General features: G+C 54.4%; 12 protein-coding genes. 8 read left to right on the top strand and 4 right to left on the bottom strand.

The features are described from left to right. The first annotated feature begins 23 nt into the window (after positions 1 to 23). Positions 24 to 1,091 (top strand): AAA family ATPase, encoded by a 1,068-nt coding sequence (locus ACMGGS_RS22015; protein ID WP_414164377.1) that lies wholly within the window; start codon positions 24 to 26, stop codon positions 1,089 to 1,091. Continuing rightward, positions 1,088 to 2,899: a DUF2201 family putative metallopeptidase gene (locus tag ACMGGS_RS22010; RefSeq protein ID WP_414164376.1), complete on the top strand. Its 1,812-nt coding sequence runs from the start codon at positions 1,088 to 1,090 to the stop codon at positions 2,897 to 2,899. The genes ACMGGS_RS22015 and ACMGGS_RS22010 overlap by 4 nt, the downstream gene beginning before the upstream one ends. On the opposite strand, the gene ACMGGS_RS22005 is transcribed toward ACMGGS_RS22010, so the two are convergent. Together ACMGGS_RS22005 and ACMGGS_RS22000 are read right to left on the bottom strand one after the other, a co-directional pair. Next, positions 2,896 to 4,677 carry an ATP-binding protein gene (locus tag ACMGGS_RS22005; protein WP_414164375.1) on the bottom strand — a complete coding sequence of 594 codons (1,782 nt, stop codon included), beginning with the start codon at positions 4,675 to 4,677 and terminating at the stop codon, positions 2,896 to 2,898. The genes ACMGGS_RS22010 and ACMGGS_RS22005 overlap by 4 nt on opposite strands. Further along, entirely contained in the window at positions 4,674 to 5,306 is a 633-nt protein-coding gene (locus ACMGGS_RS22000) for a LuxR C-terminal-related transcriptional regulator (RefSeq protein WP_414164374.1), read from the bottom strand. The genes ACMGGS_RS22005 and ACMGGS_RS22000 overlap by 4 nt, the downstream gene beginning before the upstream one ends. A gap of 179 nt (positions 5,307 to 5,485) precedes the next feature. Between ACMGGS_RS22000 and ACMGGS_RS21995 the strand changes: the two genes are divergently transcribed. Together ACMGGS_RS21995 and ACMGGS_RS21990 are read left to right on the top strand one after the other, a co-directional pair. Next, the gene (locus tag ACMGGS_RS21995; protein WP_276157614.1) at positions 5,486 to 5,800 is read left to right on the top strand and encodes a hypothetical protein; all 315 of its coding nucleotides are present in this window, start codon (positions 5,486 to 5,488) and stop codon (positions 5,798 to 5,800) included. 193 nt (positions 5,801 to 5,993) lie between these two features. Then, positions 5,994 to 9,056 (top strand): autotransporter domain-containing protein, encoded by a 3,063-nt coding sequence (locus ACMGGS_RS21990; protein ID WP_414164373.1) that lies wholly within the window; start codon positions 5,994 to 5,996, stop codon positions 9,054 to 9,056. Between the two features lie 64 nt (positions 9,057 to 9,120). Here the strand turns inward: ACMGGS_RS21990 and pta are convergent, their stop codons facing one another. Then, a complete protein-coding gene (gene pta / locus ACMGGS_RS21985; RefSeq protein WP_414164372.1) occupies positions 9,121 to 11,256 on the bottom strand; it encodes a phosphate acetyltransferase in 2,136 nt (711 codons plus the stop codon). Between the two features lie 79 nt (positions 11,257 to 11,335). Continuing rightward, positions 11,336 to 12,538 (bottom strand): acetate kinase, encoded by a 1,203-nt coding sequence (ackA, locus tag ACMGGS_RS21980; RefSeq protein ID WP_194206305.1) that lies wholly within the window; start codon positions 12,536 to 12,538, stop codon positions 11,336 to 11,338. Positions 12,539 to 12,874: 336 nt separating this feature from the next. Between ackA and yfbV the strand changes: the two genes are divergently transcribed. The 4 genes from yfbV (at position 12,875) to ACMGGS_RS21960 (ending at position 16,490) form a co-directional block, all read left to right on the top strand. Beyond that, positions 12,875 to 13,330 (top strand): terminus macrodomain insulation protein YfbV, encoded by a 456-nt coding sequence (gene yfbV, locus ACMGGS_RS21975; protein ID WP_414164371.1) that lies wholly within the window; start codon positions 12,875 to 12,877, stop codon positions 13,328 to 13,330. Between the two features lie 85 nt (positions 13,331 to 13,415). Next, on the top strand, positions 13,416 to 13,910 hold the full coding sequence (locus ACMGGS_RS21970; RefSeq protein ID WP_414164370.1) for a YfbU family protein: 495 nt from the start codon (positions 13,416 to 13,418) through the stop codon (positions 13,908 to 13,910). A gap of 10 nt (positions 13,911 to 13,920) precedes the next feature. Further along, entirely contained in the window at positions 13,921 to 14,580 is a 660-nt protein-coding gene (locus ACMGGS_RS21965) for a sugar phosphatase (protein WP_414164369.1), read from the top strand. A gap of 77 nt (positions 14,581 to 14,657) precedes the next feature. After that, positions 14,658 to 16,490: an SLC13 family permease gene (locus ACMGGS_RS21960; protein ID WP_414164368.1), complete on the top strand. Its 1,833-nt coding sequence runs from the start codon at positions 14,658 to 14,660 to the stop codon at positions 16,488 to 16,490. The last annotated feature ends 52 nt before the right edge of the window (positions 16,491 to 16,542 follow it).

Genomic DNA, 16,542 nt, shown 5'->3' with positions numbered 1-16,542 from the left:
TAACGACGAAAAGGAATCACCGCATGCAGTCTGCGATTCAGCTAACCCCTGAACAAACGTTTGATTTTCTCCTTAACGTTGCCATTACCCGTCCTGTGTTTCTGTGGGGCGCGCCGGGGATTGGTAAAAGTGCGCTGGTACGGCGTTTTGCCGACGAAGTGGGGATGGAGTGCGTCTCCCTGCTCGGAAGCCAGCTGGCCCCGGAAGATCTTCTCGGTATCCCGCAAATTGATGGCCAATGTTCGCGTTTTTATCCGCCCGCAAATATCGTGCGCCACAAACCCTTTGTGCTGTTTCTCGATGAACTCAACGCCTCATCGCATGAAATCCAGAAAGCATTCTATTCCCTGATCCTCGAGCAGCGTATTGGTGAATACCGCCTGCCGGAAGGCACGGTGGTCATCGGTGCCGGGAACCGGGCGAAAGACGCCGCGATTGTTAAACCAATGCCATCGGCGCTGATTAACCGTATGGTACACGTTCACTTGCGTGCCGATCATCGCCAGTGGCTGCACTGGGCGATTAACGAGGCCGGTCTCCATCCGTGGGTGGTGGAATACATCCAGCTGCGCCCGGATCAGCTCTGGAATGAACCGCCCAAACACGAGGAGCCTTTTTCCACGCCGCGTAGCTGGCATATGTTATCGGATGCACTTTTCTCCTTCGGCGAGGATATCCCGGTGGAAATGCTCGAGGCGCTGATTTACGGGCTGCTTTCCCCGGCGCACGCAGGCAGCTTCAAAGGCTTTGTTAAGCAAATCCGCCAGAAACATACGGTCACGGCGATTTTAAAAGGTGACGCGGTGTGGCCGGACGATCCTACCGATCGCGACGTGCTCTATTTTCTGGCCCAGTCATTCCGCTCCCATCTGTATAAAGAGTTGCCGGTTGACGATCAATCCCTGCGCAGCGAGCACAAACGGCTGGCGGTGCAGGCGAAAGATTGCCTGAAAACCCTGGCGCGCATTAGCGTGGAGATTGCCCAGTCGGTGATGAGCGAAGATGAAAATGGTAAAAAATTACCTGCCTGGTTTTTGATTGAGGTGGCGCGCGATCTGCCTCGTCTGGCGGCACGGGCAAAATCGTCATGAGTAAAGCGGTGCGCAATCCGGCGCTGGAGGCGTGCAAGGCGGGCATTGCCATCGTGGCGAAACATCCGCTGTTTGCACCGATGTGGTCGCGGGTGTATGAACGTTTTGACCATGACCGTACCTACGTCTCTTCGAAAGGCTGGTTAAGTATCGGCAATGATGGCTACTTGTGGCTCAACGCAAAGCGGCATGCCACGCCTGAACAGTGGGCGCGGATGATCGCCCAGGCGCTGTCGGCGCTCGGCTTTGGTCTGATCCGCGACCCTGCGCCAACGCCCGCGCTGCAATGGGAGCTGGCGGTGCTGATCGCCATGATGCGTTTTTGCGACGAACTGAAAATCGGCCCGTTGCCGGAAGAGTTACAGTCTTTTCCCTTTCCGCAGGGAAACCACGCGGACGCCGATGCGCTTTTCCGCCAGATGCAGGCAGAGGGCATCGCGGATGAACTGTATCAGTGGCATATGCGCTACTGCGGCGGTGAACAAAGCTGCTTTCATTTTTCCGCGCCGAAGAAATACTATTCTTCGCCTCCCGACTGGAAAATGCTGCTGGCCGACGGACTGAGCAATAGCGTGAGTCTGGCGCTGGAGCAGGCGGGGGGCTATCAACCTTCCGATCACAGTCAGTACAAAATGAGCGCGGCGCAGAAAGCGCGTCAGCACATTATGACGCTTTATCCGCTGTTGGGTGCGCTGGCCGCCAGTTTTGATATCGAAGAGGACGGTCAGCTTTGCAGCCAGTATGACATCGCTGTGGCAGCGATTGATGTCAGCATTGGCAAGATCTGGATTAACCCTCACGCTCGTCTGCAGCATGATGAACTGGTATTCGTCTTCGCGCATGAGCTACTGCATGCGGGGCTGAACCACGCCTCGCGCCGTCGCGGACGCGATGCTGAATTGTGGAACGTCGCCTGCGATTTTATTATTAATGACTGGCTGATCCAGATGCAGATTGGCACGCCGCCAGAACTGGGGCTGCTTTACGATCCCCAGTTCAGCATGATGTCGGCAGAAGAGATCTACGATGCGCTGGCGCAGAATATGCGTCAGTCGCGCAAGTTAATCACCCTGCGCGGGCGTGCCGGGGGCGACATCCTGACGGAAGAAAATGAAAGCCGGTTTACCGATGCCGAAGCCTGGTGTCGGCGGGCGCTGTATCAGGGGCTGGACCGCTGCCTGTACGCACCAACGCGCGGAACGCTGCCGGCAGGTCTTATCGAAGAGATCCGCAGTCTGGCCCAGCCGCCGGTTCCCTGGGATGTGGCGCTGGCGGAGTGGTTTGACGAGCATTTTCCGCCGCCGGAACAGCGGCGCAGCTACGCCCGGCCCTCGCGTCGCCAGAGCGCCACGCCCGCCATTCCTCGTCCGGCTGTAATGAAGCCCTCAGAAGAGGAGCGCCGTTCGCGGGTGTTTGGCGTCGTGCTCGACACCTCAGGCTCAATGGATCCGCAACTGCTGGGCAAAGCGCTGGGCGCGATTGCCAGCTATTCTCTGGCGCGGGAGGTTTTTGCGGTACGTTTTATTTGCTGTGACGCCAGAGCGTACGATCGCGGCTGGGTGCCGCCGGAGCAGCTTTTGCATCACTTCACCCTTCAGGGGCGCGGCGGTACCGTGCTACAGCCGGGAATAGATATGCTCAACGCGCTGGCGATGAAAGGCGATTTCCCCAAAGGCGGGCCGGTACTGGTGATCACCGACGGCTATTGTGAAGATCGGATAAGCGTGGCAATGGAACATGCGTGGTTATTACCGCAGGGGAGGCGCCTGCCTTTTGTGCCGCGCGGGAAAGTGTTTCAGTTGAGCTAACGCGTGGTCCACTGCGTCAAAAGAGCATACAGCTTCGCAGGCTCCAGCGGCTTGCGCAGCACCAGATAGCCTTCCTCCTCGGCCTCCTGCAACGTTGGCGAATTGAATTCGCCGCTGACCATCGCGCCGCTCACCTCCGGCAGACGTTCGAACAGCGCTTTAAGAACGTCAAAGCCGCTCTCACCGGATCGTAGACGCTGATCGCACAGCACGGCAAACGGCCTGAAACCTTCATCAATAATGGCGAAAGCTTCCCCGGCGGAGGCTGCACAGCGCACCGTGATCCCCCAGGTGCTCATCAAACTTTCCCACGCGGAGGTGACCAGCGGATCGTCGTCTACCACCAGGCAGGAACCGCGCAGCGGCGCATAGCGCGCGGGTGCAACCGTATTTTCCCCGGCAGGCAGGCTTTCAGGCATATTTTCGTCCCCGACGTACTGGGTAAAACGCATCCAGAACCGCGAACCTTTCCCTTCAACAGAATGCATACCGTACCTGACCTTCATCAGCTTGGCGCAGCGTGCGACGACGGCCAGCCCCAGGCCGTGACCGGCACTGTCGATTTTCCATGCCAGTTCGGGACGATAGTAAGGGGAGTAAATCTTGCCTTTCTCTTCATCGGCGATACCCACGCCGGTATCCCAGACTTCTGTCAGGCACTCCGCACCGCGCGGACGAATGGCGACCAGCACGCCACCTTGTTGTGTATAGCGCAGCGCATTTTGTATCAGGTTAATCAGCGATTGCCGCATGAGTAGCGGATCGCCCATCACGATAATACGTCGTTTGGGTCGCCAGATACGCAGGGTCAACGAACGGCTATTGGCCTCTTCACGAAACAAGGCTATCACTGAATTGAGCAGGGCACCGATATCCACCCGCGTGGTGGCAATACTGACGTTGCCGGATTCTATTTTGCTGAGATCGAGCAGCGAGTTGAACATCAGGTGTACTGAACGCACGCTTTGTTGCAGATCCAACAGTTGTGGCGTGAGGGTATCATCGCGGTTTTTGTGAATGATGGCCTCAATAAGGAAGCCCATCGCGTGTACCGGCTGACGCAGATCGTGGCTGGCAGTGGTCAGAAACTGATTTTTATCCAGCAACGCCTGTTCCGCCTCTTCTTTGGCCTGACGAAACTGTTCCGCCAGGCGGGAGCTTTGTTCTTCAAGCCGCGCCTGCTGGATGAAAAATGCATGCGACGTTAAGGCGTGACGGTAAATGGCAAAACCATACAGCAGGTTCAGCATCAACACGATGAACATAGCGTCGTTAAGCCGCCAGAGGATGCCGAGGGTTAATAGTCCCCAGGAGGCGAAGAAAAAGCGGGTGAAGGTACTGATCACCGGGGTCAAATGGGTTGCATTAGCGGCGACAATGGCGGCAATGCTGATATTAAGTAGCAGGAAAAAATCGAAATTACGCGTTTGCGGCATAATGGCATAGAGCGACGAAATACCTAACCCATGGAGAAAAGCGATATTATTAACCCGTGGCAGCCAGCGGCGTAATACGGCGTCTGCCTCATGTTCTTTGCTATCACGCAGATAATGGCGATGCCATATTCTGATGGCGACGGCGCAGAACAGGTAAACGATTATCCAGGCAATCGTCGGACCCAGTTCATCATCCAGTAAATAGAGCCAGATCGCGAAGGGAATGCCAACAAAAGGCACGGCAGAAAAGCTGAAAACCAGGCGCAGAAACGTGTTGTCGAGCATGCTGATCTGCGCACGGGAAGAAATGCCATCGTTTTGTAAATCCTGAGAAAAAATCATTGCGATGACCCGCGCTTGCTATGGAGCAGGGTAATGGCCTCAACCCGGCTATTGACGCCAATTTTTTTCAGGATATTGCTAATATGCTCTTTTACGGTAGGCTCAGAAATTGAGAGTTGTGACGCGATCCTTTTATTTGGTAAGCCGCGCATCATCATATTGATAACGTCTATCTGGCGCGGCGTTAAGTTAAATTTCCGCAGCAAATCATTGTCGTTTACTACCGCTGCTGGATCATCTATTGGAAACCATTCTTTATTTTCTTTCAGTGCCATTACCGCTCGCGCGAATTTTTCTGGCGACTCGTTTTTCAGCACAAAACCATGCCCGCCAGCATGTCGTACTTTTAACCATAGGTCGTTATTTTCATCACCACTAACAACCAACAGACGTACCTTAGGATAGCGTTCTTTTATTTCTTTAAGTAATTTCAAAGCCGTGCCGGAAGAGAGCCAAAAGTCAATAACCAATAAACGTGGGGGGCCATAGTCCAAAATATGACGGTAGCAATTATCCTCAGAGGTTACCACGCACGCCTTTTTAAATTGACAATGCGTATTGAGGAAATTGGCGATACCGCTGGCGACTAACGGATGGTCATCGACGACCAACGCATAATCCTGGTGCAAAGGTCTCTCCTTTTCACTGTGGGTCTCAGAAAAAAACTGACGAATTTTATTAATGAACCTTCCCTACTTTAGGAGGGTTTTTTTGTTTAGGAAAGAAAAATATATTATCTCAGGATGTTGGTATAAGAAAATATAAAGCCATTCAGCGTTCGCAACTGTCTGGCGAAAAAGGATAATTTATGAAAAAAGTACTCATCGCTTTAACCACTACGATGATGATAGCGGGTTGTTCCACAATGAAAACCGACCAGGCAGTTCCGTTGCTGCAAGCGGAAACAGCGAAAATGCTGGGCCTCGGTTCATCTGATGAAATTACCGTAACGAATGTGAATGGCGCGCAGCCTGATGCGCTGGGCGGGCAAAAACTTTCTTATCGGGCGACTACCGAAAAAGGGCGGATTTTTGATTGCTCATCACTGATGATGCCAGGCATTTTGGGTTCTGCGCCAACATTAAGTGCGCCAACCTGCGTGCCAATAGTCACCCATAAATAATCTGTTACGGGAACAATGTTACTGTTTCCGGCTACTATCTGGCGACGCGAGAGCAAACAATAAGCTCTCGCTGCGCTGAAGAGTAAACCTGCAAGCCTGCTTTCGCGAAATAACGGGTTAAACATCGTGGTGAACTGGTTTTTTATAACAGCGACCTTCGCGATATCACGCTAATAAAAAACGGAGAAAGCCCGTGAGTGAAAATCTGTCGCATCCGCTAGCGGTTAAAACACCGCTTTCAAAACTTTACCTCGCGTTATTCTCGGCACCCCTACTATTTTTGGCACCTGTCGACAGTGCACGCGCCGATGATGTTATTTTTGACGGCGAATCGACCGTTACTGAGTCGCTGGGCTATACCGGAAATATGTATGTAGGACGTAATCAAAGCGGAAACCTGCTTATCGATAATGGCAAAATTACCGCCTATAACATTAATATTGGCAGGGTATCTAACGGGCAGGTTTATGACAGTCTGGTAACCGTCAGAGGACCCAATGCCGAATTAAATGCGGTCAACGATCAGTATGTTTTACGTGGTGATCTGAATCTCGGACTGGCCACGTTGCGGGTCGAAGATGGCGCGCTGGCCAGCGCGAAAGAGATCGTCGTTGGCGCGAATCGGGGTTATGACAGCCACCTTATTGCGACGGGAGCTGGCTCCCGGGTTACCAGTAACTATCTCAGCGTAGGTACTGATTTAGGCGCGCGCTCCACCGTATTGATTGAAGATGGTGCGCTAATGGAGACGGCAAATCAGGCGCGCATTGGTGACGGTTTCGGGCCGGATGAAGCTGACAAAGGTAACCCAAAAGTGACGGTGACGGGCAATAACTCCCGGTGGAATGTCACCAATGCGCTCACCCTTAACGGCGATCTGGACGTACTGAACGGCGGGGCGGTGAATGTTGGCAACGTGGAAGTCAACGGTGTATCAGGATCGAGTAAAACCGCCGAATTATATATTGCCGGTGAAGGTTCACGCTTTACCAGCGGCAGCAGCGTTGCGGTGGGGGATTACGGCAATGGCGTACTTTCGGTGACCGATGGCGGGGTGTTCTCCGCAGGCAATAACGAACTGGTGCTGGGGACCACCAGTTCAGGTTCAAACCGGGGTGCGCTGATCATTGGTAGCCGGGGCAATATGGATACCGGCACTGGCTTGACTGAGCCAACGCTTGACGCAGCAGGCAGGGCAGGGGTTGTTGACGCACAAACCGCAATTAATCTGCGGGGCGGACTTTTCGGCAGCTATGTGTACTTTAACCATACTGAAGAAAATTATGAATTCAGCAACACGATGAGCGGAGAAGGCGACGTAATTAATACTGCCGGGCAGACGACGTTAAGCGGCGATCTTACGCAACTGCAGGCTAACGTCACTGCCCGTGGTGGAAAAATCACCATCGCGGGCGACATCAATACCCGTGAAGAAGACAGTCCTTTCGATGTGCAAACCCTGAGCGCTGAGAACGGAGGTACGTTGATCCTCAATGGCACCGCTGGCTCGGACGTTAGTAATGGGCTGGGTTACAGTAGCGCCGCGTCCATTAAAGACGGTGGCACGCTGGGCGGTAACGGTACCCTCGGGCAGACTGAGATTTTGGCTGGCGGCCATATCTCACCCGGTGACGGCAATATCGGCACGCTGACATTAAAGCGGTATCTCAACTTTATTGGTGAGTCGTTCTACGATGTCGACATCGCAGGCGATGGTCGCAGCGATCAACTGCTGGTGGAGGGAAAAACCACCATTAGCGATCAGGCGAAGGTGCAGGTGACCGCGCTGGATCCGCAGACCAGCTATCAAACCGGGCAAAACTATCGCATCCTGACGTCAAATGGCGGTATTGACGGCCAGTTTGCCTCGGCGATTTCCAAATCTGCCTTCCTGGATGTGGCGCTTAACCAGAGCGCGAATGCGGTTGATTTAACGATCGCGCAGAAAGACACGGGTGGTGAAAACCCCGGCGGCGGCGATCCGGGTGGTGAAAACCCCGGCGGCGGCGATCCGGGCAGTGAAAACCCCGGCGGTGGCAATCCGGGCGGTGAAAACCCCGGCGGCGGCGATCCGGGCAGTGAAAACCCCGGCGGTGGCAATCCGGGCGGTGAAAACCCCGGTAGTGGCAATCCGGGCATTTTCCAGACGGTAGCGGAAACCAGCAATCAGTGGAACACCGCTGGCGCGCTCTCCACACTGACGCAGAGCGGTCCTTCGCTGGCGCTATACAACTCGCTGTTGTTGTTGAGCGCACCAGAAGCGCGTGAGGCGTTCAACCAGCTTTCGGGGGAAGTCTATCCGTCCATGCAGTCAAACCTGATCGCGGGCAGTAACAAACTGTTCAATGTCCTGAATCAGCGTATGCTGCGCGTGTTCGATAATGATGCGCTCCCCGTACCACCGATGGCGATGTCACTGGTGCAGCCGCTGCAGGATCAAAACAATGGTGTGTGGGGCCAGACGTTTGGCTCCTGGAGCAAAAACAGCGGTGACGGTAATACCGGTAAGCTGGATGGCAACACCGCTGGCTTCCTGATAGGAGCCGATCGCAAACTGGATGACAATAACGTGCGCATCGGTGGCTATTTTGGCTACAGCCGTGGTGATTATGACGTCGACAGCCGCCGTTCCAGCATCGACAGTGATAACTACCACCTCGGCCTGTATGCGGCAGGACAGCAGGAGGCGTTCTCCTTGCGCGGCGCAGTCGGTTACACCTGGCACAAAATTGATGGCGAACGTAATGTTGATTTCAGTGGCTTCTCGGATCGCCTGAAATCGGATTACGATGCGAACTCGCTGCTGGCGTTCACCGAAGCGGCTTACCGTTTTGGTCAGCCAGAACTCAACGTCGAGCCGTTCATCAATCTGAGCTACGTTCGCCTGCACACGGATAATTTTGAGGAAAAAGGCGGTGCTGCTGCGCTGAGCGTGCGTAATGAAACCATGGACACCTTTTTGTCCACGCTGGGTGTTCGCGGTATAACCGAACTGCCGCAGAATGTCAGCCTGTATGGTTCACTCGGCTGGCAGCACGCTTATGGCGATAAAACGGCGTCATCGCGGATGGCGTTTACCGGCAGCGATACGTTTGTCACTCAGGGTAACGCGGTCGATGAGGATACGCTGGTGGGGGATGTTGGCATAAGCGTCAGGCTGTCGCGTACTGCCAGTCTGGATCTCGGCTACCAGGGGCAATATGGCTCTGATACCCGTGATAATGCGGTCAACGCTAATGTCCGCTGGTCATTCTGATCCCGCGTGAGCCGTAAAAAAAGGCCGCAACGTTTACCGTTGCGGCCTTTTTATTCTTCAGCCGTTACTGCTGCTGGGAAGACTGGATCGCGGTCAGAGCGATGGTGTAAACGATATCGTCAACCAGCGCGCCACGTGACAGGTCGTTCACCGGCTTGCGCATGCCTTGCAGCATCGGCCCGATAGAGATCAGGTCGGCAGAACGCTGTACCGCTTTGTAGGTGGTGTTACCGGTGTTCAGATCCGGGAAGATGAACACGGTCGCGCGACCGGCTACCGGAGAGTTCGGCGCTTTGGATTTCGCGACATCAGCCATTACCGCGGCGTCATACTGCAGCGGACCGTCGATCATCAGGTCAGGACGTTTTTCCTGCGCCAGACGGGTCGCTTCGCGTACTTTCTCTACATCGCTGCCTGCACCAGAGGTGCCGGTGGAGTAGGAGAGCATTGCCACGCGCGGCTCGATACCAAAGGCAATCGCGGAATCCGCAGACTGGATAGCGATTTCTGCCAGTTGTTCAGCGGTCGGGTCTGGGTTAATCGCGCAGTCACCGTACACATAAACCTGTTCCGGCAGCAGCATGAAGAACACGGAAGAGACCAGTGAGCTACCCGGCGCGGTTTTGATTAACTGCAGCGGTGGACGGATGGTGTTCGCAGTGGTATGAACGGCACCGGAAACCAGACCGTCAACTTCGTCCTGTTCCAGCATCAGCGTGCCGAGGACCACGTTATCTTCCAGCTGTTCGCGGGCAACGGCTTCGGTCATACCTTTGCTCTTACGCAGCTCAACCAGGCGAGCAACGTAGCTTTCACGAACCACTTCCGGATCGACGATTTCGATACCAGCGCCCAGTTCTACACCCTGAGCAGCGGCAACGCGGGTGATTTCATCCGGGTTACCCAGCAGCACGCAGGTGGCGATACCACGTTCGGCACAGATAGCCGCGGCTTTAACGGTACGCGGCTCGTCGCCTTCCGGCAACACCACGCGTTTGCCCGCTTTGCGTGCCAGCTCGGTCAGCTGATAGCGGAATGCCGGCGGAGACAGGCGACGGCTGCGTTCTGACGTTGCGGTCAGAGACTCAATCCAGTCGGCGTTAATGTAGCTGGCAACGTATTCCTGCACTTTCTCAATACGCTCATGGTCATCAACCGGTACTTCCAGGTTGAAGCTCTGCAGGCTCAGCGACGTCTGCCAGGTGTTAGTGTTGACCATGAATACCGGCAGGCCGGTGGCGAAAGCGCGTTCACACAGCTTGCCAACGCGCGGGTCCATTTCGTAGGCACCGGTCAGCAAGATGGCACCAATCTCAACGCCATTCATGGCGGCCAGACAGGCGGCAACCAGCACATCAGGACGGTCGGCGGAGGTTACCAGCAGTGAACCCGGACGGAAATGTTCGAGCATGTGCGGGATGCTGCGTGCGCAGAAGGTCACGGATTTCACGCGGCGGGTATTAATATCGCCTTCGTTAACGATGGTCGCATTCAGGTGACGCGCCATATCAATAGCACGCGTGGCGATCAGATCGAAACTCCACGGCACCGCGCCCAGCACTGGCAGAGAGCCGTGCAGCTGAGCCGGATCGATTTTCACGATCTGCGCTTTGGTGGAATCGTCAAAAATTTCGGACAGATCAGGACGGGTACGGCCCTGATCGTCAACTGGGGCATTCAGTTTGTTGACGATAACGCCGGTGATGCTGGCATTTTTCGCGCCGCCGAAGCTGCTGCGGGTCAGCTCAATACGCTCTTTCAGCTGTTCCGGAGTATCGGTACCCTGAGACATCACGAACACGATTTCGGCGTTCAGTGTTTTAGCGATTTCGTAGTTCAGCGACTGGGCAAACTGATGTTTACGCGTCGGCACCAGACCTTCGACCAGCACGACTTCAGCGTCTTTGCTGCTTTCGTGGTAGTTGGCGATGATCTCTTCCATCAGCACATCTTTCTGATTGCTGGAGAGCAGAGATTCAACGTGGCTCATTTTCAGCGGTTCAGCCGCTGGCAGGCCAGAGTTTGCACGCACGATAGTGGTGGTCTGGTCAGGAGCATCGCCACCGGCACGCGGTTGTGCGATAGGTTTGAACACGCTCAGGCGCACGCCTTTACGTTCCATAGCGCGGATCACGCCGAGGCTGACGCTGGTCAGGCCGACGCTGGTTCCGGTCGGGATCAGCATAATAATACGGGACACGGTTTATCCTCTTTCGTTACCACCCGGTTTGGGCGGGAGATAAAACAGCACCGCCAGCATGGGCTGGCGGTGAGGTGAATCAGGCAGTCAGACGGCTGGCGTCTTGCGCGATGACCAGTTCTTCGTTAGTTGGGATCACCACCGCAGGACGAGTGCCTTCCTTGTTGATGAAACCGGTGTTACCGAAGCGGGCAGCCAGGTTGCGCTCGTGGTCAACTTCAAAGCCCAGTACGCCCAGACGGCCCAGAGACAGTTCGCGCACCATCGCGGCATTCTCACCAATACCACCGGTGAACACAACGGCGTCCAGACGACCATCCATTAGCGCAGTGTAGGAGCCGATGTACTTCGCCAGACGGTGACAGTAAACGTCCATTGCACGTTTCGCGTCTTCTTTAGTCTGGTAGTTGTCTTCGACATAACGGCAGTCGCTGGTCACTTCGGTCAGACCCAGCAGGCCAGACTCTTTGGTCAGCATCTTGTTGATCTGTTCGATGCTCATACCCAGGGTGTCATGCAGATGGAAAATAATTGCCGGGTCGATATCACCAGAACGGGTACCCATCACCAGACCTTCCAGCGGGGTCAGACCCATAGAGGTATCAACGCATTTACCGTTGCGGATAGCAGAAACGGAACCGCCGTTACCCAGGTGGCAGGTGATGATGTTCAGTTCTTCTACCGGTTTGTTCAGCAGTTTTGCCGCTTCCTGAGTTACGTAGAAGTGGCTGGTGCCGTGTGCGCCATAACGACGAACGCCGTGTTCTTTATACAGGCTGTACGGCAGGGCGTAGAGGTAAGATTCTTCCGGCATAGTTTGATGGAACGCGGTGTCAAATACGGCCACGTTTTTATCTTTCAGATTCGGGAAGGATTTCAGCGCCTCAGCGATACCAATCAGGTGCGCCGGGTTGTGCAGCGGTGCAAAAGAGGCAGAATCTTTGATACCCTGAATAACCGACTCGTCGATCACTACGGAACGGGTGTATTTTTCGCCGCCATGAACGATGCGGTGGCCAATAGCGGTCAACTGAGCGGACAGTTCTGGTTTTTGTGCCAGAATAGTATTAACGATAAAGTTCAGCGCTTCGCTGTGAGCGGCACCTGCACCTAAAGCCGCTTCTTGTTTACCGCCGTCCATTTTCCATTTGATGCGTGCTTCCGGCAGATGGAAACATTCGGCTAAACCAGAAATGTACTCGTCACCGTTGACTGCATCAATGATTGCAAATTTCAGTGAGGAGCTACCGCAGTTCAGAACCAGTACTAACTTACTCGACATGGAAGTACCTATTTATGATACGTGGCTAAAAAAACGTCAGGAGTCTAAAGCGTAGCGCATGACGACACTGACATTTATGATTAACATCATGCTCAAATCGCTTTTCGGGCACGATGGAAGAAATTCATTTGAGTCTATGTCATTTTGCATAATTTTCAGCCAACGGCAGACTATGCGACAATTTGACAAGCCTGAGAATGTGGATTAAGGCACTCTCAGGCGGGCACAGGATACCCGATACCGGGGCCTCGTGACAAAATGTTTTGAACGATGCCGTACTCAGTTGTTGTTTTGCACAAATTTTTTAATTTTTATATGTGAAGTTGAGGTAGAGCCATGTCGACACCAGAAACCAGCCCGTCGGGATTCTTCAGCCATTTTCGTCGGGGCCAGCACTACGCAAAGACGTGGCCGATGGAAAAACGCCTCGCGCCAGTGTTTGTTGAAAATCGGGCGATCCGTGCGACACGTTTCGGGATCCGTATTATGCCGCCCGTTGCGATATTTACCCTTTGCTGGCAAATCGCGCTGGGTGGACAGCTGGGGCCTGCGGTCGCCACGGCCATCTTTGCCATCAGCCTGCCAATGCAGGGACTCTGGTGGCTGGGTAAACGATCGGTCACGCCGCTCCCTCCTTCTATTTTAAACTGGTTTTATGAAGTGCGTGGGAAACTTCAGGAAGCGGGGCAGGCGCTCGCACCTGTTGAGGGGAAACCCGATTATCAGGCATTAGCTGACACGCTTAAGCGCGCCTTCAAACAACTGGATAAAACTTTCCTGGATGATTTGTAATTACACCCCAATTACGCATATAAAAGAAGGCACATAAATAATGTGCCTCTTTTTTTAACGCCGTGAAGTGCTAAAGGAGTCAGAAATGGAAATGACCAACGCTCAACGCCTGATTTTGTCTAATCAGTACAAAATGATGACCATGCTCGACCCGGACAATGCCGAACGCTATCGTCGCCTGCAAACCATCATTGAGCGTGGCTACGGCCTGCAAATGCGCGAGCTGGATCGTGAATTCGGCCAGCTCAATGAAGAAACCTGCCGTTCCATCATCGATATTATGGAGATGTACCACGCGCTGCGCGTCTCCTGGGACAATCTCAAAGATAAAGACACCATCGACGAGCGTCGCGTAACCTTCCTCGGCTTTGATGCAGCGACCGAAGCGCGCTATCTCAGTTACGTCCGTTTTATGGTTAATACCGAAGGCCGCTACACCCATTTCGACGCGGGTACTCACGGTTTTAATGCGCAAACCCCGATGTGGGAAAAATATCAGCGCATGCTGAGCGCCTGGCATAACTGCCCGCGCCAGTATCACTTAAGCAGTAACGAGATTAACCAAATCATTAACGCCTGAGGGGGCTGCTGTGCTGTGCAAAGGATTTCTGTTTGATCTCGATGGGACGCTGGTCGATTCGCTTCCTGTGGTAGAAAGATCATGGTGTCAGTGGGCAGATCGGTTTGGTATCAGCCATGATGAAATACTGAATTATATTCATGGTAAGCAGGCGATTACCTCCCTGCGTCACTTTCTGGCGGGAAGGCCGGAAGAAGAAATTCTTGCTGAATTTACCCTTCTTGAACGCATCGAAGCCACCGACACCGACGGTATTGTCGCGCTACCGGGGGCGCTGGAACTGCTGAAGACGCTTGAGCAAAACAACATTCCGTGGGCAATCGTGACGTCAGGCTCCATCCCTGTTGCTCATGCGCGTCATAAAGCGGCAGGTTTACCGGTGCCAGAAGTGTTTATCACCGCCGAACGCGTGACGCGCGGCAAGCCGGAGCCGGATGCCTATCTGCTCGGCGCTGAGCTGCTGGGGCTGGCTCCCCAGGACTGCGTGGTGGTGGAAGATGCGGCCGCTGGCGTGCTTTCTGGCCTTGCCGCCGGATGTCGCGTGATGGCGGTAAATGTTCCTCAGGATATGCCACGACTGAATGAAGTCGATTTTAATCTCAACACGCTTGCCAACGTTATCGCTCAAAAACAACCCGATGGTACGGTCAGGGTAACCATTAACGCCTGATCTCATGATATAGCCCCGCTTCTGCGGGGCTTTTTTATGGCACTATAAGAATTCCCCTGGGCTGACAAGGATATGTTGTGAACGGTGAATTAATCTGGGTTCTCTGTCTTCTGGCGGTGGCGGTCATTCTGTTCGCCACGGGTAAAGTTCGCATGGATGCGGTAGCGCTGCTGGTGATCGTGGCGTTTATTCTGAGCGGTACGTTAACGACGGAAGAAGCGTTTTCCGGCTTCAGCGATCCGAACGTTATCCTGATAGCGGCCCTGTTTATTATTGGCGACGGGCTGGTGCGTACCGGCGTGGCGACCAGTATGGGGGCGTGGCTAATCAAAGTCGCTGGCAACAGCGAAATCAAAATGCTGGTCTACCTGATGCTCACCGTCGCCTGCCTGGGCGCATTCATGAGTTCAACGGGCGTCGTCGCCATTTTTATTCCGGTGGTGCTCAGCGTCGCCACCCGGATGCAAACCTCTCCCTCACGGCTAATGATGCCGCTAAGTTTTGCCGGGCTGATTAGCGGCATGATGACCCTGGTGGCCACGCCGCCGAATATGGTGATCAACAGCGAATTATTGCGTGCAGGCATGGACGGGTTCGGGTTCTTCAGCGTCACGCCTATTGGCGTGGTGGTGCTGGTGCTGGGCGTGATTTACATGCTGCTGATGCGCTTTATGCTGAACGGCGAAAAACAGGAACCCCTGCGGGAGGGCGGCAAACGCTCATCATTTCGCGACTTAATTAAAGCTTATCATCTGACGGGACGGGCGCGGCGGCTGGCAATACGTCCGGGTTCACCGATGATCGGGCAGCGGCTGGACGATCTTAAACTGCGCGAGCATTACGGTGCCAACGTAATTGGGGTGGAGCGCTGGCGACGCTTTCGGCGGGTCATTGTTAATGTGAACGGGGTTTCTGAATTTCGCGCCCGTGACGTCCTGCTGATTGATATGTCGGCGGCAGATGTTGATTTACGTCAGTTCTGCGGCGAGCAAATGCTGGAACCGATGATTTTGCGCGGAGAGTATTTTTCCGAACAGGCGCTGGATGTCGGCATGGCGGAAATTTCGCTGATCCCCGATTCTGAGCGAGTAGGTAAAACGGTGCGGGAGATGGCTTTTCGCACTCGCTATGGACTGAATATTGTCGGCCTGAAGCGCGACGGCGTTGCCATGGAAGGGGCAGTGGTGGATGAACCTTTGCAGGTTGGCGACATTATGCTGGTGGTGGGAAACTGGCGGCAGATAAGCCAGCTGGCACAAACCGGGCGCGATTTCGTGGTACATAACATGCCTATTGAGGAGAGCGACGCGTCTCCCGCACACAGCCAGGCCCCGCACGCGGTATTTTGTTTGATGCTGATGGTGGCTCTGATGCTGACTGACGAAATTCCCAACCCGGTGGCGGCGATTATCGCCTGCCTGCTGATGGCGAAGTTTCGCTGCATCGATGCCGCCAGCGCTTACAAAGCGATCCACTGGCCAAGCGTGATTCTGATCATCGGCATGATGCCTTTTGCGCTGGCGCTACAAAAAACCGGCGGTATCGATCTGGTGGTGAAAGGGTTGATGGAACTTGGCGGCAGCAGGGGACCGTATTTTATGCTGATCTGCCTGTTTGTCATGTGTGCGGTGATCGGATTGTTTATTTCGAACACTGCTACCGCCGTACTGATGGCCCCTATCGCGTTGGCGGCGGCCAAATCGATGGGCGTTTCGCCGTATCCATTTGCGATGATGGTGGCAATGGCCGCTTCCGCCGCCTTTATGACTCCGGTTTCTTCTCCGGTCAACACGCTGGTGCTGGGGCCGGGGAAATACAGCTTCAGCGATTTTGTTAAAATCGGCGTGCCGTTTACTGTGCTGGTGATGGTGGTTTGCGTGCTGCTTATCCCGGTGCTGTTTCCGTTCTGACTGAGGGCGGCATTGTGCGGTTTTGCCGGGTGGCGGCTTCGCCTTACCCGGC

This window comes from Superficieibacter sp. BNK-5 (genome assembly GCF_047456055.1).
Lineage (GTDB): Bacteria > Pseudomonadota > Gammaproteobacteria > Enterobacterales > Enterobacteriaceae > Superficieibacter.
This window is presented reverse-complemented; position numbering and strand designations above follow the sequence as displayed.